The following is a 22240-nucleotide window of genomic DNA, read 5'->3' as shown; positions in this document are numbered from 1 at the left end:
CGCGCGCGCCCAAGGGCGCCTCCGATAACGCGACGTCTGGTTCGCCAGGCTTTGCGGGAGGCGCCCTCTGGGCGCGCGCGTTTTTCCGGTTCCGATAATTTCAACAAGCGAGGAGGATCGCCATGGGCGTGACCAATCGGTTGGCCTGTTACTCCGACCCCGCCGACCACTATTCCCACCGAGTGCGCATCGTGCTTGCAGAGAAGGGTGTCAGCGCCGAAATCATTTACGTGGAAGCTGGTCGCCAGCCGCCTAAACTGATTGAGGTGAACCCTTACGGCAGTCTCCCGACACTGGTCGATCGCGACCTGGCGTTGTGGGAGTCGACCGTGGTGATGGAATATCTGGATGAGCGTTACCCGCATCCGCCACTGATGCCGGTTTATCCGGTGGCGCGTGCCAATAGCCGTCTGCTGATTCACCGTATTCAGCGCGACTGGTGTGGTCTGGTGGATCTGATTCTTGATCCCAAGTCCAAGGAGGCCGCGCGTGTCGTGGCGCGTAAGGAATTGCGTGAAAGCCTGACAGGCGTGTCGCCGCTGTTTGCCGACAAGCCGTTTTTCCTCAGTGAGGAACAAAGTCTGGTGGATTGCTGCCTATTGCCAATACTCTGGCGTTTGCCGATTCTGGGTATTGAACTGCCGCGGCCGGCCAAGCCGCTGCTTGATTATATGGAGCGCCAGTTTGCGCGTGAGGCTTTCCAGGCGAGTCTGTCTGGCGTCGAACGCGATATGCGCTAAGGCTTAAGGAGCCGCTATGAACTCCAGTCGACCTTATCTGGTCCGCGCGCTCTACGAGTGGATTGTGGATAACGATTGCACCCCGCACATGCTGGTCAATTCCGAATACCCGGCGGTGCAGGTGCCGCAGGGCTTCGCCAGTGACGGGCAGATTGTCCTGAACATTTCGCCCAGCGCCGTGCGGCACTTGCACATGGACAACGACGTGGTGACCTTCGAGGGGCGCTTCGGTGGCGTTCCGCACAGTCTTTATGTGCCGATCAGTGCAATCCTGGGTATTTACGCCCGGGAGAACGGGCAGGGCATGGTGTTCGATCTCGAGTCGCCGATGGATGACGAAGACGACATCGAGCCGGATGACGACTTGCCGCCACCGGGCAGCGAGCCGCCGCGACCAAGCGGCCGGCCGAGCCTGAAAGTGGTGAAGTAATAAAAAAGGCGACCCGAGAGGGTCGCCTTTTTTATTACGTAGGAGCTGCCGCAGGCTCGGGCCGCGTTCGGACGATCTTTTGATCTTGTTTTTGACGATCAAAAGATCGCAGCCTCGTTTCACTCGACAGCTCCTACAGAAGTGCAGGTCAGTCGATGTATTCGAACAGCTTCACGATTTTCTGCACACCGGAAACGCTCTGCACCAGATTGGTCGCCTGTTGGGCTTCCTGCTTGGTCAGCAGGCCCAGCAGATAGACGATGCCGTTCTCGGTCACGACCTTGATGCGCGAGCCGGGAATGCTGGCATCGGTCAGCATCTGGGTCTTGATCTTGGTGGTCAGCCAAGCGTCGTTCTGGCGGGCGAGGAAGCTTGAAGGCGCAATCACTTGCAGCTCGTTATGCACCTTCTTCACGCGCTGGACGTCGCTGGCGGCCTGTTCGGCCTTGGCCTTGAGGTCTTCACGCGGCGTCTGGCCGGCGAGCAGCACCACGCCGTTGAAGCTGGTGACGACGATATGCGAGTCCTTGTCCAGGCTAGGGTCGGCCTTGGCCACGTTGACGCCGACTTTGGTTTCGATCAGCGAGTCGTCGATTTTACTGCCGAAGGTTCGGGTGCCGCGGTCGTCTTCAATCGGCGCTTCACGGCTGGCGTTCACCACCGAGGTGCAGCCGCTGATGCCGAGGCACAGGGTCAAGGCCAAAAGGCCAAGGCGATTAGGGGTCATTCTTCACTCCCGAACAGTTGGCTGTCGATCAGATCGCAGAGGCAATGGATCGCCAGCAGATGGACTTCCTGAATACGTGCAGTGACATGGGCCGGTACGCGAATCTCGACGTCTTCAGGCAGTAGCAGCGAAGCCATGCCGCCGCCGTCGCGGCCAGTCAATGCTACGACAATCATTTCGCGATCATGTGCGGCCTGGATCGCCTGAATAATGTTTGCCGAGTTACCGCTGGTCGAAATCGCCAGCAATACGTCACCTGGTTGACCCAGTGCGCGGATTTGCTTGGAGAACACTTCGTTGTAGCTGTAGTCGTTGGCGATCGAGGTGATCGTCGAGCTGTCGGTGGTCAGGGCGATGGCCGGCAGGCTCGGGCGTTCGCGCTCGAAGCGGTTGAGCAGCTCCGAGGAAAAGTGCTGGGCGTCGCCGGCAGAGCCGCCGTTGCCGCACGAAAGCATTTTGCCTTCGTTGAGCAGGGCGTTGACCATGATCTGGCTGGCTTGCTCGATGTGCGGTGCAAGTACGTCCATCGCCTGTTGCTTGGTGTCGATACTGGCCTGGAAAAGCTGGCGAATTCGGGATTGCATGTCCATCTGTGTGACCTTAAGTGGCGCGGCTGTTCGGCACGTGAATGTGCAGCCCGCAAAGCAAAGAGCAAAAATTGTCGGTGAAAGTGTCCGGGGTGGTGTGCAGAGAATCAACCATCGAACGCATTCTGCAACCAGTTCAACTGATCGGGGTGCCTGTCGATGGCCACCACGTCGAAGCGGCAAGGGGAATCGGCCCAGCGTGACTCACGCTGAAGAAAATACTGTGCGGCGAATATCAGTTTCTGCCGTTTGCGCTCATCGATGCTAGCGAGCGCGCCACCCCATTGAGTGTTTTTTCTGTAGCGGACTTCGACGAATACTACTGTATCGCCATCAAGCATGACCAGATCAAGCTCGCCCCGTTTGCATGACCAGTTCTGCGCCAGCAGGCGCAGACCCTGGTGTTGCAGATGCTCGAGCGCCTGGCGCTCGGCATCCTTGCCGCTTTGCAGGTGCGAGCCGTCGGGCATCAGCGCGGGGTGTCCGGCAGGCGCTGAACCTGACCGCTGACGAACTGCGCCCAAGGCAACTGACGCACAACACGCTGGGTCTGGGTCATGCCGAGGCTACCCGACTCACCGTCAATGCGGCTGTCCGGCAGGGCCTTGAGTTGGCCCAGGCGCGGTGCCAGGCGGTAGGCATCCACACCCATCGCGTACAGGCGGCCGAGGCTCCCGGCGGCTTGCGGCCACTGTGCAACCACTTGCTGGCGCAGTGGATCGCTGTTGTCCAGCAACCATGGGGTTTCGCAGAAGCGCACGCCGTTCATGTCGTTGTACTGGTTCACATCGCCACTGGCGCTGTAGACGTGGGAAGTTGCGTACACCGGAACGTCACCCGCGTACTGGAAGTTCAGGGTCGGCTTGATCTGCTGCGCCTGTTGCGGCGTGGCTGCGAGGAAGATGAACTCGATGTCCTGACGACGCGACGGCTGCGCGGCTACGTTGGTGCCAGCGGCGTTCTGCAGGCTCTTGGCGCGGGCTTCGCTTTGACGCAGCTGGAACATGTCGGCGATCTGCTGGGCCAGTTGCACCGGCTGATCGACGCGTTCGGTGGCAACAATGCTGCCGCCATTGGCCTGCCAGTCCTGGCTGAAAGCGCGCAGTACGCGGTCGCCCCATTCGCCTTTCGGCACCATGATCGCCGCGCGATGCAGGCCGTCGGCGCGGGCACGACGCGAGACCTCGCGAGCTTCGTCCTCAGCGGCCAGGCCGAACTGGAACAGTTGCGCGGGGCCTTGATCGCCTTCGCTGTAGTTCAGCGCGAGGGTGGTGATCGGCAGTTGAGGGCGAGTGCTCAGTTGTTTGACCAGCGGTTTTTCCAGCGGGCCGACCACCAGTTGCACGCCATCAGCCTGAGCCTTGCGGTAGAACTCGTCCATCGAGGTCAGCTTGGAGCTGTCGTAGAACTCGATCGCTGGCGGTTTTTGTCCGGCCTGTTGAGCCTGATAGTGCGCCGCCATGAAGCCTTCGCGCAGTGCTTTACCGACCGCTGCCAGCTGACCGTCTTGCGGCAGCAGCAGGGCGATCTTGCTCAGGGGCTGGCTGGCCAGTTCCTTGAGTTTGGTCAGTGGCAACGGCAGGTTGATCGCCGCCGGGTGCTTTGGATTCTGCGCGCGCCAGGTATCGATCGCCGCTTGCTGCTGTTCCAGGGTGCCGGCGGATTTCACTGCCAGTGCCAGACTCATCCAGCCGCCGAGGTCGTCGGTAGTGTTGGGTTGCAGTTGGTCGGTCGGCAGCGAGCCAATCAGAGTCCAGATGGCTTCGTGGTTCTTGCTCGCGGCTTCGCCTTGCAGCATCGGCGCGATGAACACGCGCTCGCGAGCGGCTGCGAGTGTCTGACCGTCGGCTTCCAATGCGCGGGCATGCACGGTGCCGGTGCGCACTTGCTGATCTTCCGGCATTTCGCTCAGGTGCTGCAGGCTCGGATGGCTCAGAGCGGTCAGCGCAGCTTTCGGCTGATTGCGGGTCATCGCCAGTTCAGCGGACAGGGTGCTGGCGAAGATCTGCTGGCCTGGCTTCAACTGTTCCATCGGCACTTGTTGCAGGATTTGCGCGGACTGCCCGGCGTTGCCCTGGCGATAAGCCAGGTCTGCCGCGCTCAGGCGCAACAGGGCGGCTTTTTCCGGCGTCTTGGCCTGGGTCGCCTGTTCGAGCAGTTGCTCGATGCTGGCATCCGGAGTCCGTGGAAGTTCGCCAAGGCTGGAGGAGGGGGAGCTGGCGCAGGCCGCCAGCAAGGCAGCGAGGCAGAGGGCAGTGAACAGCCGCAGGCAAGCGATCATGTAAGTGTTCCTGATACTCGATCAAATTAGCGTGGAATTGTACCCAAGCACTGGCCGGGGCGCGATGTTACTGGCGTGAATCAATCAATTTAGCTGGAGTAAATGTTGCGGCGGCGCACAACTGCGTGCAAAACCGCGCTCGGCTCATACGGTTCGCAAGCCTCGTGACGCGTTACAATGCTCGCTTTTACCGAACACGAGGTGTGCGCTTTGACTGCTCCAGGTCCTTTGAATTCCGCTGCTGGCTCGCTTTATGTGGTGGCGACGCCCATCGGCAACCTGGACGACATCAGCGCCCGGGCCCTGAAGATCCTCCGCGAGGTTGCACTGATTGCCGCCGAAGACACGCGGCACTCGGCGCGACTGATGCAGCACTTCGGCATTGCCACGCCGTTGGCCGCCTGCCACGAACATAACGAACGTGATGAAGGTAGCCGCTTTATTACCCGTTTGCTGGCGGGCGATAACGTCGCGCTGATTTCCGATGCCGGGACGCCACTGATTTCCGATCCGGGTTACCACCTGGTGCGTCAGGCGCGGGCGGCGGGGATCAATGTGGTGCCGGTGCCGGGTGCCTGTGCGTTGATCGCGGCGTTGTCGGCGGCGGGTCTGCCCTCCGACCGCTTCATCTTCGAAGGCTTCCTGCCGGCCAAGTCGGTAGGGCGCAAGGCGCGCCTGGAAGCAGTAAAGGAGGAGCCGCGCACACTGATTTTCTACGAGGCCCCGCATCGCATTCTCGAATGCCTGCAAGACATGGAAGCGGTGTTTGGTGGCGAGCGTCAGGCGTTGCTGGCCCGGGAAATCACCAAGACCTTCGAGACGCTCAAAGGCTTGCCGCTGGCTGAGCTGCGTGGATTTGTCGAGTCCGACAGCAATCAGCAGCGTGGCGAGTGCGTGGTGCTGGTCGCGGGCTGGTCTGCGCCGGAGTCTGAAGATGCGGTCAGCAGCGAGGCGATGCGCGTGCTCAATCTGCTGCTCGAAGAGATGCCGCTCAAGCGCGCTGCCGCCCTGGCCGCGCAAATCACCGGCGAGCGCAAAAACGTCCTGTACCAGGTCGCACTCGATCAGCAGAAGGGCGAGTAACCCGTCGCGCAGACAGGTTTCACGGCTATTAGCGCTTGTTCTTCGGGCGCTCTGCCGTTAACCTGCGCGGCGGAGAGTCGATCGGGCAGTCGCTGCCCTCTATGAAAATTAGGGGGGGGAGGAAAGTCCGGGCTCCATAGGGCGAAGTGCCAGGTAATGCCTGGGAGGCGTGAGCCTACGGAAAGTGCCACAGAAAATAACCGCCTAAGCGCTTCGGCGCCGGTAAGGGTGAAAAGGTGCGGTAAGAGCGCACCGCACGTCTGGCAACAGTTCGTGGCTAGGTAAACCCCACTTGGAGCAAGACCAAATAGGGTCCCAAGGCGTGGCCCGCGCTGGGACCGGGTAGGTTGCTAAAGATGTCCAGTGATGGCCATCGTAGACGAATGACTGTTCAAGACAGAACCCGGCTTACAGATCGACTCTCCACCTTTTTCTTTCCCTGCTTGAATCAATGGCGTCAGGGCTGGTTATTATCGGCAGGCCTGCGCTAAAGTCCGGCAGCGGCAAATGCGGTAATAGCCATTTCCCACCTTGCTTCAATCAACAGCAGAAGCGCTTTTGTAATACCGAAAAAATCTTACTCTTAACAAATTACTTTAACTTCCGAGCGCAGCTTTCAGTGCTGCATCAAGTTATTGGTCAAAAGTATCCGCCAAATTGTCGTTACCCCTCCTTTTAAGCTCCTAAATCTCCGTTCTGTAAGGGTTTTCCTTTAATCCGCGCCTTGACGGTGTGGTGGGCGCATTCCTATAGTGTGCGCAAGTGGCGGAAAGTGGCATGAAGTGGGTTTTTTGAGCTCAAAACGATAAAAATTGGAGAAACGCTGACGTGTTTCGCGGAGCTAACGCTATCAGTCTCGATGCAAAGGGCCGTCTCGCCATGCCGAGCCGGTACCGTGACGAGCTCGTTTCGCGTAGTTCCGGCCAATTGATCGTGACCATTGATGCTGTTGATCCGTGCCTGTGTGTCTATCCGCTCGACGAGTGGGAAATCATTGAAACCAAGTTGCGCGCACTCCCTTCGCTACGCGAAGAGAACCGTCGCCTGCAGCGCTTATTGATTGGTAATGCCGTCGACCTCGAACTCGACGGCAGTGGTCGTTTTCTGGTTCCACCGCGTCTGCGCGAATACGCCAAGCTTGATAAGAAAGCGATGCTGGTGGGCCAACTGAACAAGTTCCAATTGTGGGACGAGGATGCATGGAACGCGGTGTCTGCCGCTGACCTTGCTGCTATTCAACAACCGGGCGCCATGCCTGACGAACTGCGTGATTTGATCCTGTGACTATTGATAGCGGCTTTAACCACATCACCGTACTGCTTGACGAAGCCGTCGAGGCTCTCGCCGTACGTCCTGATGGCTGCTATCTGGACGGCACGTTCGGGCGCGGCGGGCACAGTCGGCTGATCCTCAGCCAGCTCGGGACGGACGGTCGACTCATCGGATTCGACAAGGATCCTCAAGCGATTGCCACCGGGCAAACGCTAGCGGCCGAAGACGGCCGCTTTGTCGTTGTGCAGCGCAGCTTTGCCGAGCTGGGTTCGGTGGTTGCCGAGCAAGGTCTGAGCGGTAAGGTCAGCGGTATCCTGCTCGACCTCGGCGTGTCGTCGCCGCAGCTGGATGACGCCGAGCGCGGCTTCAGTTTCCTCAATGACGGTCCGCTGGACATGCGCATGGATCCGTCCCGTGGCATCAGCGCCGCCGAATTCGTCAACACCGCGCCGGTGGAAGAAATCGCCCGGGTGTTCAAGGAATACGGCGAAGAACGTTTCTCCGGGCGCATGGCCCGTGCCGTGGCCGAGCGCCGCGACATCAAGCCGTTCGAGCGCACCGCTGATCTTGCCGAAGTCTTGAAAGTCGCCAACCCGGCGTGGGAGAAGGGCAAGAACCCGGCGACCCGTGCGTTTCAGGGTTTGCGCATTCACGTCAACAACGAACTGGGCGATCTGGAAGCCGGCCTCGAAGCCGCACTGGATGCTCTGGAGATCGGTGGCCGTCTGGTGGTCATCAGTTTCCACTCGCTGGAAGACCGCATCGTCAAACTGTTCATGCGTAAGCTGGTGAAAGGCGAAGCCGACAACCTGCCGCGCAACCTGCCCGTGCGCCATGTGGCGTTCGAACCGAAAATCAAAATCCATGGCAAAGCGCAGACGGCCTCCGACGCCGAACTCAAAGCCAACCCACGTTCCCGTAGCGCTGTCATGCGCGTCGCGGAGAAGTTGCGGTGAGCAAGCTTTTCGCCAAGCCCCTGCCGGGCGGCAGCTTCTTCATGCTGCTGCTGTTTATCGGCGTGCTCGTGTCGGCCATCGGCGTGTCCTACAGCGCGCACTGGAACCGGCAGTTGCTCAACAATCTTTATAACGAACTCAGCGTGCGCGACAAGGCGCAGGCCGAGTGGGGGCGCCTGATTCTCGAGCAAAGCACCTGGACTGCGCACAGCCGCATCGAAGTGCTGGCCACCGAACAACTGAAAATGCACATCCCTGGCGCGGCTGACGTGAAGATGGTGGCGCCATGATGAAACTTGAAGGCGCACTCTTCCCGTGGCGCTTCCGCCTGATGGTGGCACTGCTCGGCGTGATGGTTGCGGCGATCTGCTGGCGCATCATCGACCTGCAGGTGGTTGACCGTGACTTCCTCAAAGGTCAGGGCGATGCGCGCAGCCTGCGTCATATCCCGATTCCTGCTCACCGTGGTCTGATCACCGACCGTAACGGCGAGCCTTTGGCCGTGAGTACCCCAGTGACCACGCTGTGGGCCAACGCCAAGGAAATGCAGACCGCCAAAGAGAAGTGGCCAGCACTGGCCGCCGCGCTGGGTCAGGACCCGAAAGCCCTGACTGAACGCCTCGAAGCGCAAGCCAACAAAGAATTTATCTACCTGGTGCGCGGGCTGACCCCCGAGCAGGGCCAGGCTGTGCTCGACCTGAAAGTGCCGGGCGTTTACGGCATCGAAGAATTCCGCCGCTTCTACCCGGCCGGTGAAGTCACCGCACACATGGTCGGCTTTACCGACATTGACGATCACGGGCGCGAAGGCGTCGAGCTGGCCTACGACGAGTGGCTGGCCGGGGTGCCGGGCAAACGGCAGGTCATCAAGGATCGGCGCGGTCGGCTGATCAAGGATGTCCAGGTCACCAAGAACGCCAAGGCCGGCAAGCCCTTGGCGTTGTCGATTGACCTGCGTCTGCAATACCTGGCCAACCGCGAGCTGCGCAACGCGATCATCGAGAACGGCGCCAAGGCCGGCAGCCTGGTGATCATGGACGTGAAGACCGGCGAGATTCTCGCCATGGTCAACCAGCCGACCTACAACCCGAACAACCGTCGCAATCTGCAGCCGGCGATGATGCGTAACCGCGCGATGATCGACGTGTTCGAACCGGGTTCGACCATGAAAGCGATCTCGATGAGTGCCGCGATCGAAACCGGCCGCTGGAAACCGAGCGACACCGTCGAGGTGTACCCGGGCTCCCTGCAGATCGGCAAGTACACCATCAAGGACGTGTCGAAGACCGAAGGCCCGGTACTCGACCTGACCGGCATCCTGATCAATTCCAGTAACGTCGGCATGAGTAAGGTCGCGTTCGATATTGGGGGCGAAACCATTTTCCGCCTCGCGCAGAAAGTCGGCCTCGGCCAGGACACCGGACTCGGCTTCCCGGGTGAGCGCGTCGGCAACCTGCCGAACTACCGTGAATGGCGCAAAGCGGAAACCGCGACGCTGTCGTATGGCTACGGTATTTCCGTGACCGCGATCCAGCTGGTGCACGCGTTCTCGGCACTGGCCAACAACGGTCGTCTGGCACCGCTGACCCTGATCAAAACCGACAAGCCGCCGCAGACTACCCAGGTACTGCCGGAAGCGGTCGCGAAAACCATGCAAGGCATGCTGCAGCAAGTGATCGAAGCACCGCGCGGCGTGTTCCGTGCGCAGGTGCCGGCGTATCACGTGGCCGGCAAGTCGGGTACTGCACGTAAAACGTCGGTAGGCACCAAGGGCTACGCCGAAAACTCGTACCGTTCGTTGTTCGCCGGTTTCGGCCCGATGAGCGATCCGCGTTACGCCATCGTGGTGGTGATCGATGAACCGTCCAAGGCCGGTTACTTCGGTGGCTTGGTGTCGGCGCCGGTGTTCAGCCGTGTGATGTCCGGCACCCTGCGTCTGATGAACGTGACCCCGGACAACCTGCCGACCACCCAACAGGCCAACGCTACCCCGGTCGTTCCGCTGAAAGCCAATGGAGGGCGCGGCTGATGTCATTAAGTCTGAACAAGATATTCCCCCACGCCGGCCACGATCTGCTGATCCGTGAATTGGCGCTGGACAGCCGCAACGTACGCGCGGGTGACCTGTTCCTCGCCGTGCCGGGCGGCAAGTTCGATGGCCGTGCGCACATCGCCGATGCCTTGCAGCGCGGCGCGGCGGCGGTTGCCTATGAAGTGGAAGGCGCCACCGTGCTGCCGATCACTGAAGTGCCATTGATTCCGGTCAAAGGCCTGGCGGCGCAGCTGTCCGACATCGCCGGGCGCTTTTATGGCGAGCCGAGCCATCACCTGAACCTGATCGGCGTCACCGGCACCAACGGCAAGACCAGCGTGACTCAACTGGTCGCGCAGGCACTCGATCTGCTCGGTCAGCACTGCGGCATCGTCGGTACGCTGGGCTCCGGCTTCTATGGCGCGCTGGAAAGTGGTCTGCACACCACGCCGAATCCGATTGCCGTGCAAGCAACTCTTGGCGACCTGAAAAAGGCCGGGGCCAAAGCCGTGGCCATGGAAGTGTCGTCTCACGGTCTGGATCAGGGTCGGGTCACCGCGTTGGCGTTCGACGTCGCGGTGATGACCAACCTGTCTCGCGATCACCTGGATTATCACGGCACCATGGAGGCGTATGCCGAGGCCAAGGCCAAGCTGTTCGCCTGGAATGACCTGAAGTGCCGCGTGGTCAACCTCGACGACGATTTCGGTCGGCAGCTGGCCGCCGAAAAACGCGATTCGCGCCTGATCACTTACAGCCTGCTCGACAGCAGCGCCTATCTCTATGTCCGCGAAGCGCAGTTCGATGACCACGGCGTACGCGCCACGCTGGTCACGCCGCAGGGCGAACATCACCTGCGCAGCACGCTGCTGGGTCGTTTCAACCTGAGCAATGTACTGGCGGCAGTCGGCGCCTTGCTCGGTCTGGATTACGCGCTCGACGAAATTCTCAAGGTGCTGCCAAAACTCGAAGGCCCGGCCGGACGCATGCAGCGACTGGGGGGCGGCACTCAGCCGCTGGTGGTGGTCGATTACGCCCACACCCCGGATGCCCTGGAAAAAGTTCTGACTGCGCTGCGCCCACACGTCAAAGGCCAGTTGCTGTGCCTGTTCGGCTGCGGCGGTGATCGTGATCGCGGCAAGCGTCCGCTGATGGCCGAAGTAGTCGAGCGACTGGCTGATCGCGTGCTGGTCACCGATGACAACCCGCGCACGGAAGATCCGGCACAGATTTTCGACGACATCCGCGCCGGTTTCACCGCTGTGGATAAAGTCACTTTCGTCGCCGGCCGCGGTCAGGCGATTGCTCAACTGATTGCTGGTGCTTCGGCGGATGACGTGATCGTGCTGGCCGGTAAAGGTCACGAGGACTATCAGGAAATCAATGGCGAGCGCCACGCTTTCTCCGATCTGGTCGAGGCCGATCATGCCCTCACCGCGTGGGAGGTGGCCCATGCTTAAGGCCCTGACATTGAGCGAACTGACCAACGTGCTCGACGCCCGTCTGATCAGCACCGATGCCAGTTTTGATGGCGTCAGCATCGACAGCCGCGCGATCACCGCTGGCCAACTGTTTATTGCCCTGACTGGACCGCGCTTCGATGGTCACGACTATCTGAACGACGTCGCCGGCAAAGGCGCGGTCGCGGCACTGGTCGAGCGCGAAGTCGTCGACAGCACCTTGCCGCAACTGCTGGTCAAGGACACCCGCCAGGCCCTCGGCCAGTTGGGGGCGCTGAACCGTGCCGCGTTCACCCAGCCAGTCGCGGCCATCACCGGTTCCAGCGGCAAGACCACGGTCAAGGAAATGCTCGCAAGCATCCTGCGTACCCGCGGTCCGGTGCTGGCGACGCGCGGCAATCTGAACAATGATCTCGGCGCACCGCTGACCCTGCTCGAACTGGCGCCGGAACACACCGCCGCCGTGATCGAACTGGGCGCTTCGCGTCTGGGTGAGATCGCCTACACCGTCGGGCTGACCAAGCCACACGTGGCGATCCTCAACAACGCCGGCACCGCCCACGTTGGCGAGTTCGGCGGGCCGGAAAAAATCGTCGAAGCCAAAGGCGAGATCATCGATGGGCTGGCAGCGGATGGCGTCGCTGTGCTCAACCTTGATGACAAGGCTTTCGGCATCTGGAAGCTCCGCGCCGGCGCACGCAAAGTGCTGACCTTCTCCCTGAGCAATCCGCAGGCAGACTTCTACGCCAGCGACCTGAGCACCGATGCCCGGGGTTGCCCGGCCTTCAACCTGCATACGCCTGAAGGTGTGGAGCACGTTCAACTGAACCTGCTCGGCACCCATAACGTCGCCAACGCCATGGCTGCCGCCGCTGCCGCTCACGCCTTGGGCGTGTCGCTGTTTGGCATCGCCACCGGGCTTGGCGCGGTACAACCGGTCAAGGGTCGCACTGTCGCGCAACTGGCGAAGAACGGCATGCGCGTGATCGATGACACTTACAACGCAAACCCCACCTCCATGTGCGCTGCCGTTGATATACTCGCCGGCTTTTCCGGCCGCACCGTCCTGGTGCTCGGAGATATCGGCGAGTTGGGCGACTGGGCGGAGCAGGGGCACCGCGACGTGGGCGAATACGCCCGGGGCAAGGTTTCCGCGCTTTACGCGGTCGGGCCGAACATGGTCCACGCCGTGAACGCATTCGGTAAAGAGGCGCATCACTTCGGCACGCAAGCCGAACTGATCCAGGCCCTCGACGCCGAGCAGGACACAAACACCACCATTTTGATCAAGGGTTCGCGCAGTGCAGCGATGGAAAACATCGTTGCGGCTCTGTGCGGGCCCAGTCTGGAGAAACATTAATGCTGCTGCTGCTAGCGGAGTATCTGCAACAGTTCTACAAAGGCTTCGCGGTCTTCCAGTACCTGACCCTGCGCGGGATCCTCGGTGTGCTGACCGCGCTGGTTTTGTCGCTGTGCTATGGCCCGTGGATGATCCGCACCCTGCAGAACCGTCAGATCGGCCAGTCCGTTCGCAATGACGGCCCGCAATCGCACCTGTCCAAGTCGGGTACGCCGACCATGGGCGGCGCACTGATTCTGTCTTCCATTGGTGTCAGCACCCTGCTTTGGGCTGACCTGAGCAACCGCTACGTGTGGGTCGTGCTGCTGGTGACCCTGCTGTTCGGTGCCATCGGCTGGGTCGACGACTACCGCAAAGTGATCGAGAAGAACTCCCGTGGCTTGCCAAGCCGCTGGAAGTATTTCTGGCAGTCGGTGTTCGGTCTGGGCGCGGCGATCTTCCTTTATATGACCGCCACCACACCGGTGGAAACCACGCTGATCCTGCCGATGCTCAAGGACTACAGCATTCCGCTGGGCGCCGGTTTCATCGTGCTGACCTACTTCGTGATCGTCGGTTCGAGCAACGCGGTCAACCTGACTGACGGCCTCGACGGTCTGGCGATCATGCCAACCGTGATGGTCGGCGGCGGTCTGGGGATCTTCTGCTACCTGTCGGGTAACGTGAAATTCGCCGAATACCTGCTGATCCCTTACGTGCCGGGCGCAGGCGAACTGATCGTATTCTGCGGCGCACTGATCGGTGCCGGTCTGGGCTTCCTCTGGTTCAACACCTACCCGGCGCAAGTGTTCATGGGCGACGTCGGTGCTCTGGCACTGGGCGCGGCACTGGGCACCATCGCGGTGATCGTCCGTCAGGAAATCGTCCTGTTCATCATGGGCGGCGTGTTCGTGATGGAAACCCTGTCGGTCGTCATTCAGGTTGCTTCCTTCAAGCTGACCGGTCGCCGTGTGTTCCGCATGGCTCCGATTCACCACCACTTTGAACTCAAGGGCTGGCCCGAGCCGCGCGTGATCGTCCGTTTCTGGATCATCACGGTGATTCTCGTGCTGATCGGCCTTGCCACCCTGAAGCTGAGGTAGAACGAGTGTCTCTGATCGCTTCTGACCACTTCCGCATCGTTGTCGGCCTCGGCAAGAGCGGCATGTCCCTGGTTCGCTTCCTGGCGAACCGGGGCGTGTCGTTTGCCGTCGCCGATACGCGGGACAATCCACCGGAACTGGCCACGCTCAAGCGTGACTATCCGCACGTGGAAGTGCGTTGTGGCGAGCTGGACGTCGAATTCCTGTGCCGTGCCGACGAGCTTTACGTGAGCCCCGGCCTGGCGCTGGCGACCCCGGCCCTGCAAGCCGCTGCCGCCCGTGGCGTGAAAATGGCCGGCGACATCGAGCTGTTCGCGCGTAACGCGCGGGCGCCGATCGTGGCCATCACCGGCTCAAACGCAAAAAGCACCGTGACCACCCTGGTCGGCGAGATGGCGGCTGCGGCCGGCAAGCGCGTCGCGGTGGGCGGCAACCTCGGTACGCCAGCGCTGGAATTGCTCAGCGATGACGTCGAGCTGTACGTGATGGAACTGTCGAGCTTCCAGCTGGAAACCACCGACCAGCTCAACGCTGAAGTGGCCACCGTGCTGAACATCAGCGAAGACCACATGGACCGCTACAGTGGTCTGCCGGCGTACCACCTGGCCAAGCACCGGATCTTCCGTGGCGCGAAGCAGTTCGTGGTCAATCGTCAGGACGCACTCAGCCGTCCGCTGATCGGCGAGGGTCAGCCATGCTGGACCTTCGGCCTGAACAAACCGGATTTCAAGGCTTTCGGCCTGCGCGAAGAAGACGGCGAGAAATACCTGGCCTTCGAATTCCAGAACCTGATGCCGGTGCGCGAACTGAAAGTGCGCGGCGCGCACAACCAGGCCAATGCCCTCGCGGCGCTGGCGCTGGGGCATGCGGTCGGCCTGCCGTTCGACGCCATGCTTGATGCCCTGCGTAACTTCACCGGCCTCGAACACCGCTGCCAGTGGGTGCGGGATCTCGACGGCGTCGGTTATTACAACGATTCCAAGGCCACCAACGTCGGTGCTGCACTGGCCGCCATCGAAGGTCTGGGCGCGGACATCGACGGCAAGGTTGTGCTGATCGCCGGTGGCGATGGCAAGGGTGCCGAGTTCAACGATTTGCGCGATCCGGTAGCGGCCAACTGCCGCGCCGTGATCCTGATGGGCCGCGACTCCGACAAGATCGGCGAGGCTATCGGCGACGCGGTGTCGCTGATTCGCGCCACGTCGCTGGTCGACGCTGTCGCGCAATGCCGCGCGGTCGCCCAGCCGGGTGACGTGGTGCTGCTGTCGCCCGCCTGCGCCAGTTTCGACATGTTCAAGAATTACGAAGACCGTGGTCACCAGTTCGTCCGCGCCGTGGAGGATCTGGCATGAGCCTGCGCAATATCATCAAACCGTACCCGTCGCCGATCATCACCGGCCGTGGCATCGACCTCGACTTCCCGATGCTCGCCGGCTGCCTGGCGCTGCTGGGCCTGGGCCTGATCATGATCGCCTCGGCCTCCACCGAAGTGGCGGCGGCGCAATCGGGCAGCGCGCTGTATTACATGATTCGCCACCTGATCTACGTGGCGCTGGGCCTGGGCGCCTGCATCGTTACCATGATGATTCCGATCGCCACCTGGCAGCGCCTGGGCTGGATGATGCTGATCGGCGCGTTCGGTCTGCTGGTGATGGTGATCATCCCGGGGATCGGCCGTGAAGTGAACGGATCGATGCGCTGGATCGGTTTCAGTTTCTTCAACGTGCAGCCGTCCGAGATCGCCAAGGTGTTCGTGGTGATCTACCTCGCCGGTTATCTGGTACGTCGGCAGAAAGAAGTGCGCGAGAGCTGGATGGGCTTCTTCAAGCCGTTCATCGTGCTGCTGCCGATGGCGGGCCTGTTGCTGATGGAGCCGGACTTCGGTGCCACCGTGGTAATGATGGGGGCCGCTGCAGCGATGCTGTTCCTTGGCGGGGTCGGGCTGTTCCGCTTCTCGCTGATGGTGGTATTGGCCGTCGGGGCCGTGGTGCTGCTGATTCAGATGCAGCCGTACCGGATGGCACGTCTGACCAACTTCGCCGACCCGTGGGCCGACCAGTTCGGCGCCGGTTATCAATTGTCGCAGGCGTTGATCGCCTTCGGTCGCGGTGAGTGGCTGGGCGTTGGCCTGGGCAACAGCGTACAGAAGCAGTTCTACCTGCCTGAAGCACACACCGACTTCGTGTTCTCGGTGCTGGCCGAAGAGCTGGGCGCCGTCGGTTCGCTGTGCACCGTCGCGCTGTTCGTCTTCGTGTGTATTCGCGGCATGTACATCGGTTTGTGGGCCGAGAAGGCCAAACAGTTCTTCGCCGCTTATGTGGCTTACGGTCTGTCGTTCCTGTGGATCGGTCAGTTCCTGATCAACATCGGCGTGAACGTCGGCCTGCTGCCGACCAAGGGCCTGACCCTGCCGTTCCTCAGTTACGGCGGCAGTTCCCTGGTGATCTGCTGCGCCTGCCTTGGCTTGTTGCTGAGGATCGAGTGGGAGAGTCGAACCCACCTGGGCAGTGAAGAGATGGAGTTCCATGAGAGCGACTTCGCCGAGGAGCCGAACCATGGGCGCTAACGTATTGATCATGGCCGGCGGCACCGGCGGCCATGTGTTCCCGGCATTGTCCTGTGCCCGCGAATTCCAGGCGCGTGGCTACACCGTGCACTGGCTCGGCACGCCACGCGGGATCGAAAACGAACTGGTGCCGGCTGCAGGTCTTGAACTGCATCGCATCAATGCCACCGGGTTGCGTGGCAAGGGCAAGCTGTCGCTGCTCAAGGCACCGTTCATGTTGCTCAAGTCGGTGTGGCAGGCGCGGGCGGTGATTCGCAAGCTGCGTCCAGTCTGCGTGGTCGGCTTCGGTGGTTATGTGACCGGGCCTGGCGGGATTGCCGCGAAACTGGCCGGTGTGCCGGTGATCGTTCACGAGCAGAACGCCGTGGCCGGCACCGCCAATCGGTTGCTGGTGCCGTTCGCCGCCCGGGTGTGTGAAGCATTCCCCGACACCTTTACTCTGTCGGACACCCGCCGTACCACCGGAAACCCGGTGCGCAGCGAGCTGTTCCTCGAAACATCGCGACCAGCCCTGGCCGGTCGCAAAGCGCGTTTGCTGATCCTTGGCGGAAGCCTGGGCGCAGAACCGTTGAACAAGTTGCTGCCTGAAGCCCTGGCGCAAGTCCCTGCCGATTTGCGCCCGGAAGTGTTTCATCAGGCCGGCAAAAACCACGATGAAGTGACTGCAGAGCGCTACCGCGCCGCCGGCGTGGATGCGCAGGTGCAGCCGTTCATCAAAGACATGGCCCAGGCCTATGGCTGGGCTGACCTGGTGGTGTGCCGCGCTGGCGCGCTGACCATCAGTGAGCTGGCTGCCGTTGGTCTGCCCTCGATGCTGGTGCCTTTGCCCCACGCGATCGACGATCACCAGACCCGCAACGCCGATTATTTGGCCCGTGAAGGCGCAGCCTTCGTGATGCCGCAAAGAACGACTGGTGCCGCGGATCTTGCCGCGCGCCTGACAGAGGTCTTGATGCAACCGCAACGACTCGAAGAAATGGCCCAAGCGGCCCGCCGTCTGGCCAAACCCGATGCCACCCGTAGCGTGGTCGATACCTGCCTGGAGGTGGCCCATGGTTGAGAATCAGAAAGCCATGCCGCAACCGGAAATGCGCCGCATCCGTCGCATCCACTTCGTCGGTATCGGCGGCGTGGGCATGTGCGGCATCGCTGAAGTGTTGCTGAACCTGGGCTATGAAGTGTCCGGTTCCGACCTGAAAGCTTCGCCGGTGACCGAGCGTCTGGAATCGTTCGGTGCGCACATCTATATCGGCCACCGCGCTGAAAACGCTGCGACCGCCGACGTGCTGGTGGTCTCGAGCGCCGTCAACACCTCCAACCCGGAAGTGGCGACCGCTCTTGAGCGTCGTATCCCGGTGGTACCGCGGGCCGAGATGCTCGCCGAGCTGATGCGCTATCGCCACGGCATCGCCGTCGCCGGTACTCATGGCAAAACCACTACTACCAGCCTGATCGCTTCGGTGTTCGCCGCTGGTGGCCTCGATCCGACGTTCGTCATCGGTGGTCGTCTGAATGCCGCGGGCACCAATGCCCAACTCGGCACCAGCCGCTACCTGATCGCCGAAGCCGACGAAAGCGACGCCAGTTTCCTGCACCTGCAACCGCTGGTAGCGGTGGTGACCAACATCGACGCCGACCACATGGCGACCTACGACGGTGACTTCAACAAACTGAAGAAAACCTTCGTCGAGTTCCTGCACAACCTGCCGTTCTACGGTTTGGCGGTGATGTGCCTGGACGATCCGGTGGTGCGTGAAATCCTGCCATTGGTCAAGCGTCCGACCGTGACCTACGGCTTCAGCGAAGACGCCGACGTGCGCGCGATCAATGTGCGTCAGCAAGGCATGCAGACCTTCTTCACTGTGCTGCGCCCGGATCGCGAGCCGCTCGATGTGTCGGTGAACATGCCGGGCAACCACAACGTGCTCAACTCGCTGGCGACTATCTGTATTGCCACCGACGAAGGCGTCAGCGACGAAGCCATCGTCCAGGGCCTGTCAGGGTTCCAGGGCGTTGGCCGACGCTTCCAGGTCTACGGCGAACTGCCGGTGGACGGCGGCAACGTGATGCTGGTCGACGACTACGGTCACCACCCGACCGAAGTCGCCGCGGTGATCAAAGCCGTGCGCGGTGGCTGGCCGGAGCGCCGTCTGGTGATGGTCTACCAGCCGCACCGTTATAGCCGCACCCGTGACCTGTACGACGACTTCGTCAATGTACTGGCCGACGCCAACGTGCTGCTGCTGATGGAAGTCTATCCGGCCGGCGAAGAGCCGATCCCGGGCGCGGACAGCCGCAAGCTGTGCAACAGCATCCGTCAGCGCGGTCAGCTCGACCCGATCTACATCGAGCGCGGTGTCGACCTCGCGCCGCTGGTCAAGCCGCTGCTGCGTGCCGGCGACATCCTGCTGTGCCAGGGCGCCGGGGATATCGGCGGTCTCGCGCCGAAGCTGTTGAAAAGTGAATTGTTCGCCGGCGCCGTGGCTGCGTCGGTCGAGGGGAAGTTGAAATGACTGCTGCCTACGCCAACCTGTTCTCCACCATCGCGCCGAAAGACTTCGGCCGTGTCGCCGTGCTGTTCGGTGGCATGAGTGCCGAGCGTGAGGTTTCGCTGAAATCCGGTAACGCCGTGCTCGACGCGCTGCAAAGTGCGGGCGTGGACGCGTTCGGGATCGATGTCGGCGAGGATTTTCTGCAGCGTCTGCTGAACGAAAAGATCGACCGTGCGTTCATCATTCTCCACGGTCGTGGCGGTGAAGACGGCTCCATGCAGGGCCTGCTCGAATGCGCCGGCATTCCGTACACCGGCAGTGGCATTCTCGCTTCGGCACTGGCGATGGACAAACTGCGCACCAAGCAGGTCTGGCACAGCCTCGGGATTCCGACGCCGCGTCACGCCGTGCTGTGCAGCGAAGCCGATTGTATTTCGGCGGCGACGGAACTGGGCTTCCCTTTGATCGTCAAACCGGCGCATGAAGGTTCAAGTATCGGGATGGCCAAAGTGAGTTCTGCGTCCGAGTTGATCGACGCATGGAAAGCGGCCAGTACCTACGATTCGCAAGTCTTGGTTGAGCAATGGATTCAAGGTCCGGAGTTCACCATCGCCACCCTGCGTGACCAGGTGTTGCCTCCTATCGCCCTGGGTACACCGCACACGTTCTACGACTACGACGCCAAGTACATCGCCAACGATACCCAGTACCGCATTCCGTGTGGGCTGGACGCCGCCAAGGAACAGGAACTCATGGATCTCACGGCCAAGGCCTGTGAGGCGCTGGGTATTGCCGGTTGGGGCAGGGCGGACGTGATGCAGGACGCCGACGGGCAGTTCTGGTTCCTGGAAGTGAACACCGCACCGGGCATGACCGATCACAGCCTGGTGCCGATGGCGGCCCGTGCTGCCGGTCTGGACTTCCAGCAACTGGTTCTGGCCATTCTGGCCGCCAGTGTTGAAGGCTCCGGTAATACAGAGGCGCGAGGTTAAGACCATGCAAGGCGCTCATCTCAGACATCAGCCACCCGCACCCGGCCGCAAGCCGGTGCCGCGGGGTGCCAGCCGAATGGTGGCCAAAGAGCCGATGTCCGCGCGCCTGCCGAAAGCCAATTTCGGCTTTCTGAAAAGCCTGTTCTGGCCGGTGCTGCTAGTGGCGCTCGGGTTCGGTACCTACGAAGGCGCACAGCGTTTGCTGCCCTACGCTGACCGGCCGATCACCAAGATCGCCGTGCAGGGCGACCTGAGCTACATCAGTCAGCAAGCGGTGCAGCAGCGAATCGCCCCATACGTGGCGTCGAGCTTCTTCACCATCGACCTGGCCGGGATGCGTACCGAGCTTGAGCAGATGCCGTGGATCGCCCACGCCGAAGTACGCCGGGTGTGGCCGGACCAGGTGGTGATCCGCCTCGAAGAGCAACTGCCGGTGGCCCGTTGGGGCGACGAGTCGCTGCTGAACAACCAGGGCCAGGCGTTCACGCCGAAGGAACTGGCGAACTACGAACACCTGCCACAGCTGTTCGGCCCACAACGGGCCCAGCAGCAGGTGATGCAGCAGTATCAGGTGCTGAGCCAGATGCTCCGGCCGCTGGGCTTCTCGATCGCGCGCCTGGAACTGCGTGAACGTGGCAGCTGGTTCCTGACCACCGGTGCCGGCAGCTCCGGCCCCGGCATCGAGTTGCTGCTGGGACGCGGCAACCTGGTGGAAAAGATGCGCCGCTTCATTGCCATCTATGACAAGACGCTTAAAGACCAGATTACGAACATTGCGCGCATCGATCTGCGCTACGCCAACGGCCTCGCTGTTGGCTGGCGGGAACCAGTAGCGCCGACGACAGCCCAACCCGCTGTCGCAAAGAATTAAGAAGAGGCAGGACCCATGGCAAACGTGCAAAGCGGCAAAATGATCGTCGGTCTGGATATCGGCACCTCCAAGGTGGTGGCGCTGGTAGGCGAGGTCGCGGACGACGGCACGCTGGAAATCGTCGGTATCGGTACTCACCCGTCCCGCGGCCTGAAGAAGGGCGTGGTGGTGAACATCGAGTCCACCGTGCAATCGATCCAGCGCGCGATCGAAGAAGCCCAACTGATGGCGGGCTGCCGCATTCACTCGGCTTTCGTCGGCGTGGCCGGCAATCACATCCGCAGCCTGAACTCCCACGGCATCGTGGCGATTCGTGATCGCGAAGTGAGCTCGGCTGACCTGGAGCGCGTACTCGACGCCGCCCAGGCCGTGGCGATCCCGGCTGACCAGCGCGTGCTGCACACCCTGCCGCAGGATTACGTGATCGATAACCAGGAAGGCGTGCGCGAGCCTCTGGGCATGTCCGGCGTGCGTCTGGAAGCCAAGGTTCACGTGGTCACCTGCGCCGTCAACGCCGCCCAGAACATTGAAAAATGCGTGCGTCGCTGCGGTCTGGAAATCGACGACATCATTCTCGAGCAACTGGCCTCGGCCTACTCGGTACTGACCGACGACGAAAAAGAACTGGGCGTGTGCCTGGTCGACATCGGCGGCGGCACCACCGACATCGCGATCTTCACCGAAGGCGCGATCCGCCACACCGCGGTGATCCCGATTGCCGGTGATCAGGTGACCAACGACATCGCCATGGCGTTGCGCACCCCGACCCAGTACGCCGAAGAGATCAAGATCCGCTACGCCTGCGCCCTGGCCAAACTGGCCGGTGCCGGCGAAACCATCAAGGTGCCGAGCGTGGGCGACCGTCCACCGCGCGAACTGTCGCGTCAGGCCCTGGCCGAAGTGGTCGAGCCGCGTTACGACGAACTGTTCACCCTGATCCAGGCCGAGCTGCGTCGCAGCGGCTACGAAGACCTGATCCCGGCGGGCATCGTCCTGACCGGCGGTACCTCGAAGATGGAAGGCGCCACCGAACTGGCCGAAGAAATCTTCCACATGCCGGTGCGCCTGGGCGTGCCGCATGGCGTGAAGGGCCTGGATGACGTGGTGCGCAACCCGATTTATTCCACTGGCGTTGGCTTGTTGATGTACGGCCTGCAGAAGCAGTCCGACGGGATCTCGTTCTCGGGCATCGGCAGCCGCGACAGCTACAGCAACGAAGAGCCACAGGCGCCGTTGCTGGACCGATTGAAGAAGTGGGTTCAAGGCAACTTCTAAAGCTTTACCGCAACACCGCTACAAAAATGCAGTA

Annotated in this window: 21 protein-coding genes and 1 other RNA gene; 18 read left to right on the top strand and 4 right to left on the bottom strand. The window is 61.7% G+C overall.

Annotation, left to right across the window (positions count from 1 at the left end; all coding sequences use genetic code 11):
- Positions 1 to 122: 122 nt before the first annotated feature.
- Both ACS4NR_RS16595 and ACS4NR_RS16590 read left to right on the top strand, forming a co-directional pair.
- Entirely contained in the window at positions 123 to 740 is a 618-nt protein-coding gene (locus ACS4NR_RS16595; RefSeq protein ID WP_007961620.1) for a glutathione S-transferase N-terminal domain-containing protein, read from the top strand.
- A gap of 16 nt (positions 741 to 756) precedes the next feature.
- Positions 757 to 1170, top strand: a complete 414-nt coding sequence (locus tag ACS4NR_RS16590) for a ClpXP protease specificity-enhancing factor (protein ID WP_027612189.1) — start codon at positions 757 to 759, stop codon at positions 1168 to 1170.
- 148 nt (positions 1171 to 1318) lie between these two features.
- Here the strand turns inward: ACS4NR_RS16590 and ACS4NR_RS16585 are convergent, their stop codons facing one another.
- The 4 genes from ACS4NR_RS16585 to ACS4NR_RS16570 all read right to left on the bottom strand — a co-directional run bounded on the left by ACS4NR_RS16585 (position 1319) and on the right by ACS4NR_RS16570 (position 4765).
- Positions 1319 to 1897: a BON domain-containing protein gene (locus tag ACS4NR_RS16585; RefSeq protein WP_456017903.1), complete on the bottom strand. Its 579-nt coding sequence runs from the start codon at positions 1895 to 1897 to the stop codon at positions 1319 to 1321.
- Positions 1894 to 2487, bottom strand: a complete 594-nt coding sequence (locus tag ACS4NR_RS16580; protein ID WP_007961622.1) for a phosphoheptose isomerase — start codon at positions 2485 to 2487, stop codon at positions 1894 to 1896. The genes ACS4NR_RS16585 and ACS4NR_RS16580 overlap by 4 nt, the downstream gene beginning before the upstream one ends.
- Positions 2488 to 2591: 104 nt before the next feature.
- Positions 2592 to 2954 carry a YraN family protein gene (locus tag ACS4NR_RS16575; protein WP_007961623.1) on the bottom strand — a complete coding sequence of 121 codons (363 nt, stop codon included), beginning with the start codon at positions 2952 to 2954 and terminating at the stop codon, positions 2592 to 2594.
- On the bottom strand, positions 2954 to 4765 hold the full coding sequence (locus ACS4NR_RS16570; protein ID WP_443532570.1) for a penicillin-binding protein activator: 1812 nt from the start codon (positions 4763 to 4765) through the stop codon (positions 2954 to 2956). Before ACS4NR_RS16570 ends, ACS4NR_RS16575 begins: the two co-directional genes overlap by 1 nt.
- A gap of 177 nt (positions 4766 to 4942) precedes the next feature.
- On the opposite strand from ACS4NR_RS16570, the gene rsmI reads away from it, so the two are divergent.
- From rsmI to ftsA, 16 genes are all read left to right on the top strand, one after another.
- Entirely contained in the window at positions 4943 to 5848 is a 906-nt protein-coding gene (gene rsmI, locus ACS4NR_RS16565) for a 16S rRNA (cytidine(1402)-2'-O)-methyltransferase (protein ID WP_456017902.1), read from the top strand.
- A gap of 73 nt (positions 5849 to 5921) precedes the next feature.
- Positions 5922 to 6275, top strand: an RNA gene (rnpB, locus tag ACS4NR_RS16560) — RNase P RNA component class A.
- A gap of 401 nt (positions 6276 to 6676) precedes the next feature.
- Positions 6677 to 7132 carry a division/cell wall cluster transcriptional repressor MraZ gene (gene mraZ, locus ACS4NR_RS16555; protein WP_003228026.1) on the top strand — a complete coding sequence of 152 codons (456 nt, stop codon included), beginning with the start codon at positions 6677 to 6679 and terminating at the stop codon, positions 7130 to 7132.
- On the top strand, positions 7129 to 8076 hold the full coding sequence (rsmH, locus tag ACS4NR_RS16550) for a 16S rRNA (cytosine(1402)-N(4))-methyltransferase RsmH (RefSeq protein WP_007961626.1): 948 nt from the start codon (positions 7129 to 7131) through the stop codon (positions 8074 to 8076). The genes mraZ and rsmH overlap by 4 nt, the downstream gene beginning before the upstream one ends.
- On the top strand, positions 8073 to 8366 hold the full coding sequence (gene ftsL / locus ACS4NR_RS16545) for a cell division protein FtsL (protein WP_095136854.1): 294 nt from the start codon (positions 8073 to 8075) through the stop codon (positions 8364 to 8366). Before rsmH ends, ftsL begins: the two co-directional genes overlap by 4 nt.
- Entirely contained in the window at positions 8366 to 10105 is a 1740-nt protein-coding gene (locus ACS4NR_RS16540; RefSeq protein ID WP_177325626.1) for a peptidoglycan D,D-transpeptidase FtsI family protein, read from the top strand. Before ftsL ends, ACS4NR_RS16540 begins: the two co-directional genes overlap by 1 nt.
- Positions 10105 to 11568: a UDP-N-acetylmuramoyl-L-alanyl-D-glutamate--2,6-diaminopimelate ligase gene (locus ACS4NR_RS16535; protein WP_166497704.1), complete on the top strand. Its 1464-nt coding sequence runs from the start codon at positions 10105 to 10107 to the stop codon at positions 11566 to 11568. The genes ACS4NR_RS16540 and ACS4NR_RS16535 overlap by 1 nt, the downstream gene beginning before the upstream one ends.
- Positions 11561 to 12928, top strand: coding sequence for a UDP-N-acetylmuramoyl-tripeptide--D-alanyl-D-alanine ligase (locus ACS4NR_RS16530; RefSeq protein WP_456017901.1), 1368 nt, complete (start codon positions 11561 to 11563; stop codon positions 12926 to 12928). Before ACS4NR_RS16535 ends, ACS4NR_RS16530 begins: the two co-directional genes overlap by 8 nt.
- Positions 12928 to 14010: a phospho-N-acetylmuramoyl-pentapeptide-transferase gene (mraY, locus tag ACS4NR_RS16525; RefSeq protein WP_025109289.1), complete on the top strand. Its 1083-nt coding sequence runs from the start codon at positions 12928 to 12930 to the stop codon at positions 14008 to 14010. The genes ACS4NR_RS16530 and mraY overlap by 1 nt, the downstream gene beginning before the upstream one ends.
- A gap of 5 nt (positions 14011 to 14015) precedes the next feature.
- Positions 14016 to 15362 (top strand): UDP-N-acetylmuramoyl-L-alanine--D-glutamate ligase, encoded by a 1347-nt coding sequence (gene murD, locus ACS4NR_RS16520; protein ID WP_095136857.1) that lies wholly within the window; start codon positions 14016 to 14018, stop codon positions 15360 to 15362.
- The gene (gene ftsW / locus ACS4NR_RS16515) at positions 15359 to 16576 is read left to right on the top strand and encodes a putative lipid II flippase FtsW (RefSeq protein ID WP_047599228.1); all 1218 of its coding nucleotides are present in this window, start codon (positions 15359 to 15361) and stop codon (positions 16574 to 16576) included. The genes murD and ftsW overlap by 4 nt, the downstream gene beginning before the upstream one ends.
- On the top strand, positions 16566 to 17636 hold the full coding sequence (murG, locus tag ACS4NR_RS16510) for an undecaprenyldiphospho-muramoylpentapeptide beta-N-acetylglucosaminyltransferase (protein ID WP_027612180.1): 1071 nt from the start codon (positions 16566 to 16568) through the stop codon (positions 17634 to 17636). The genes ftsW and murG overlap by 11 nt, the downstream gene beginning before the upstream one ends.
- The gene (gene murC / locus ACS4NR_RS16505; protein WP_007961634.1) at positions 17629 to 19089 is read left to right on the top strand and encodes a UDP-N-acetylmuramate--L-alanine ligase; all 1461 of its coding nucleotides are present in this window, start codon (positions 17629 to 17631) and stop codon (positions 19087 to 19089) included. Before murG ends, murC begins: the two co-directional genes overlap by 8 nt.
- On the top strand, positions 19086 to 20060 hold the full coding sequence (locus ACS4NR_RS16500) for a D-alanine--D-alanine ligase (protein ID WP_027612179.1): 975 nt from the start codon (positions 19086 to 19088) through the stop codon (positions 20058 to 20060). Before murC ends, ACS4NR_RS16500 begins: the two co-directional genes overlap by 4 nt.
- Positions 20061 to 20064: 4 nt before the next feature.
- Complete coding sequence (locus tag ACS4NR_RS16495) at positions 20065 to 20931, top strand: cell division protein FtsQ/DivIB (protein WP_095136858.1); 867 nt, start codon at positions 20065 to 20067, stop codon at positions 20929 to 20931.
- A gap of 15 nt (positions 20932 to 20946) precedes the next feature.
- Positions 20947 to 22206, top strand: coding sequence for a cell division protein FtsA (gene ftsA, locus ACS4NR_RS16490; RefSeq protein WP_007989901.1), 1260 nt, complete (start codon positions 20947 to 20949; stop codon positions 22204 to 22206).
- The last annotated feature ends 34 nt before the right edge of the window (positions 22207 to 22240 follow it).

It is taken from the genome of Pseudomonas sp. JQ36 (genome assembly GCF_053851495.1).
This window is presented reverse-complemented; position numbering and strand designations above follow the sequence as displayed.

Excerpts from the sequence above, each read along its gene's own strand:
- ftsW (WP_047599228.1), top strand. The coding sequence starts at position 15,359 with ATGAGCCTGCGCAATATCATCAAACCGTACCCGTCGCCGATCATCACC.
- ACS4NR_RS16575 (WP_007961623.1), bottom strand. The coding sequence starts at position 2,954 with ATGCCCGACGGCTCGCACCTGCAAAGCGGCAAGGATGCCGAGCGCCAG.
- ACS4NR_RS16530 (WP_456017901.1), top strand. The coding sequence starts at position 11,561 with ATGCTTAAGGCCCTGACATTGAGCGAACTGACCAACGTGCTCGACGCC.
- ACS4NR_RS16535 (WP_166497704.1), top strand. The coding sequence starts at position 10,105 with ATGTCATTAAGTCTGAACAAGATATTCCCCCACGCCGGCCACGATCTG.
- murG (WP_027612180.1), top strand. The coding sequence starts at position 16,566 with ATGGGCGCTAACGTATTGATCATGGCCGGCGGCACCGGCGGCCATGTG.
- mraY (WP_025109289.1), top strand. The coding sequence starts at position 12,928 with ATGCTGCTGCTGCTAGCGGAGTATCTGCAACAGTTCTACAAAGGCTTC.
- rsmI (WP_456017902.1), top strand. The coding sequence starts at position 4,943 with ATGCTCGCTTTTACCGAACACGAGGTGTGCGCTTTGACTGCTCCAGGT.
- ACS4NR_RS16580 (WP_007961622.1), bottom strand. The coding sequence starts at position 2,487 with ATGGACATGCAATCCCGAATTCGCCAGCTTTTCCAGGCCAGTATCGAC.
- ACS4NR_RS16585 (WP_456017903.1), bottom strand. The coding sequence starts at position 1,897 with ATGACCCCTAATCGCCTTGGCCTTTTGGCCTTGACCCTGTGCCTCGGC.
- ACS4NR_RS16570 (WP_443532570.1), bottom strand. The coding sequence starts at position 4,765 with ATGATCGCTTGCCTGCGGCTGTTCACTGCCCTCTGCCTCGCTGCCTTG.
- murC (WP_007961634.1), top strand. The coding sequence starts at position 17,629 with ATGGTTGAGAATCAGAAAGCCATGCCGCAACCGGAAATGCGCCGCATC.
- ACS4NR_RS16540 (WP_177325626.1), top strand. The coding sequence starts at position 8,366 with ATGAAACTTGAAGGCGCACTCTTCCCGTGGCGCTTCCGCCTGATGGTG.
- ACS4NR_RS16500 (WP_027612179.1), top strand. The coding sequence starts at position 19,086 with ATGACTGCTGCCTACGCCAACCTGTTCTCCACCATCGCGCCGAAAGAC.
- ACS4NR_RS16590 (WP_027612189.1), top strand. The coding sequence starts at position 757 with ATGAACTCCAGTCGACCTTATCTGGTCCGCGCGCTCTACGAGTGGATT.
- ACS4NR_RS16495 (WP_095136858.1), top strand. The coding sequence starts at position 20,065 with ATGCAAGGCGCTCATCTCAGACATCAGCCACCCGCACCCGGCCGCAAG.
- ACS4NR_RS16595 (WP_007961620.1), top strand. The coding sequence starts at position 123 with ATGGGCGTGACCAATCGGTTGGCCTGTTACTCCGACCCCGCCGACCAC.
- ftsA (WP_007989901.1), top strand. The coding sequence starts at position 20,947 with ATGGCAAACGTGCAAAGCGGCAAAATGATCGTCGGTCTGGATATCGGC.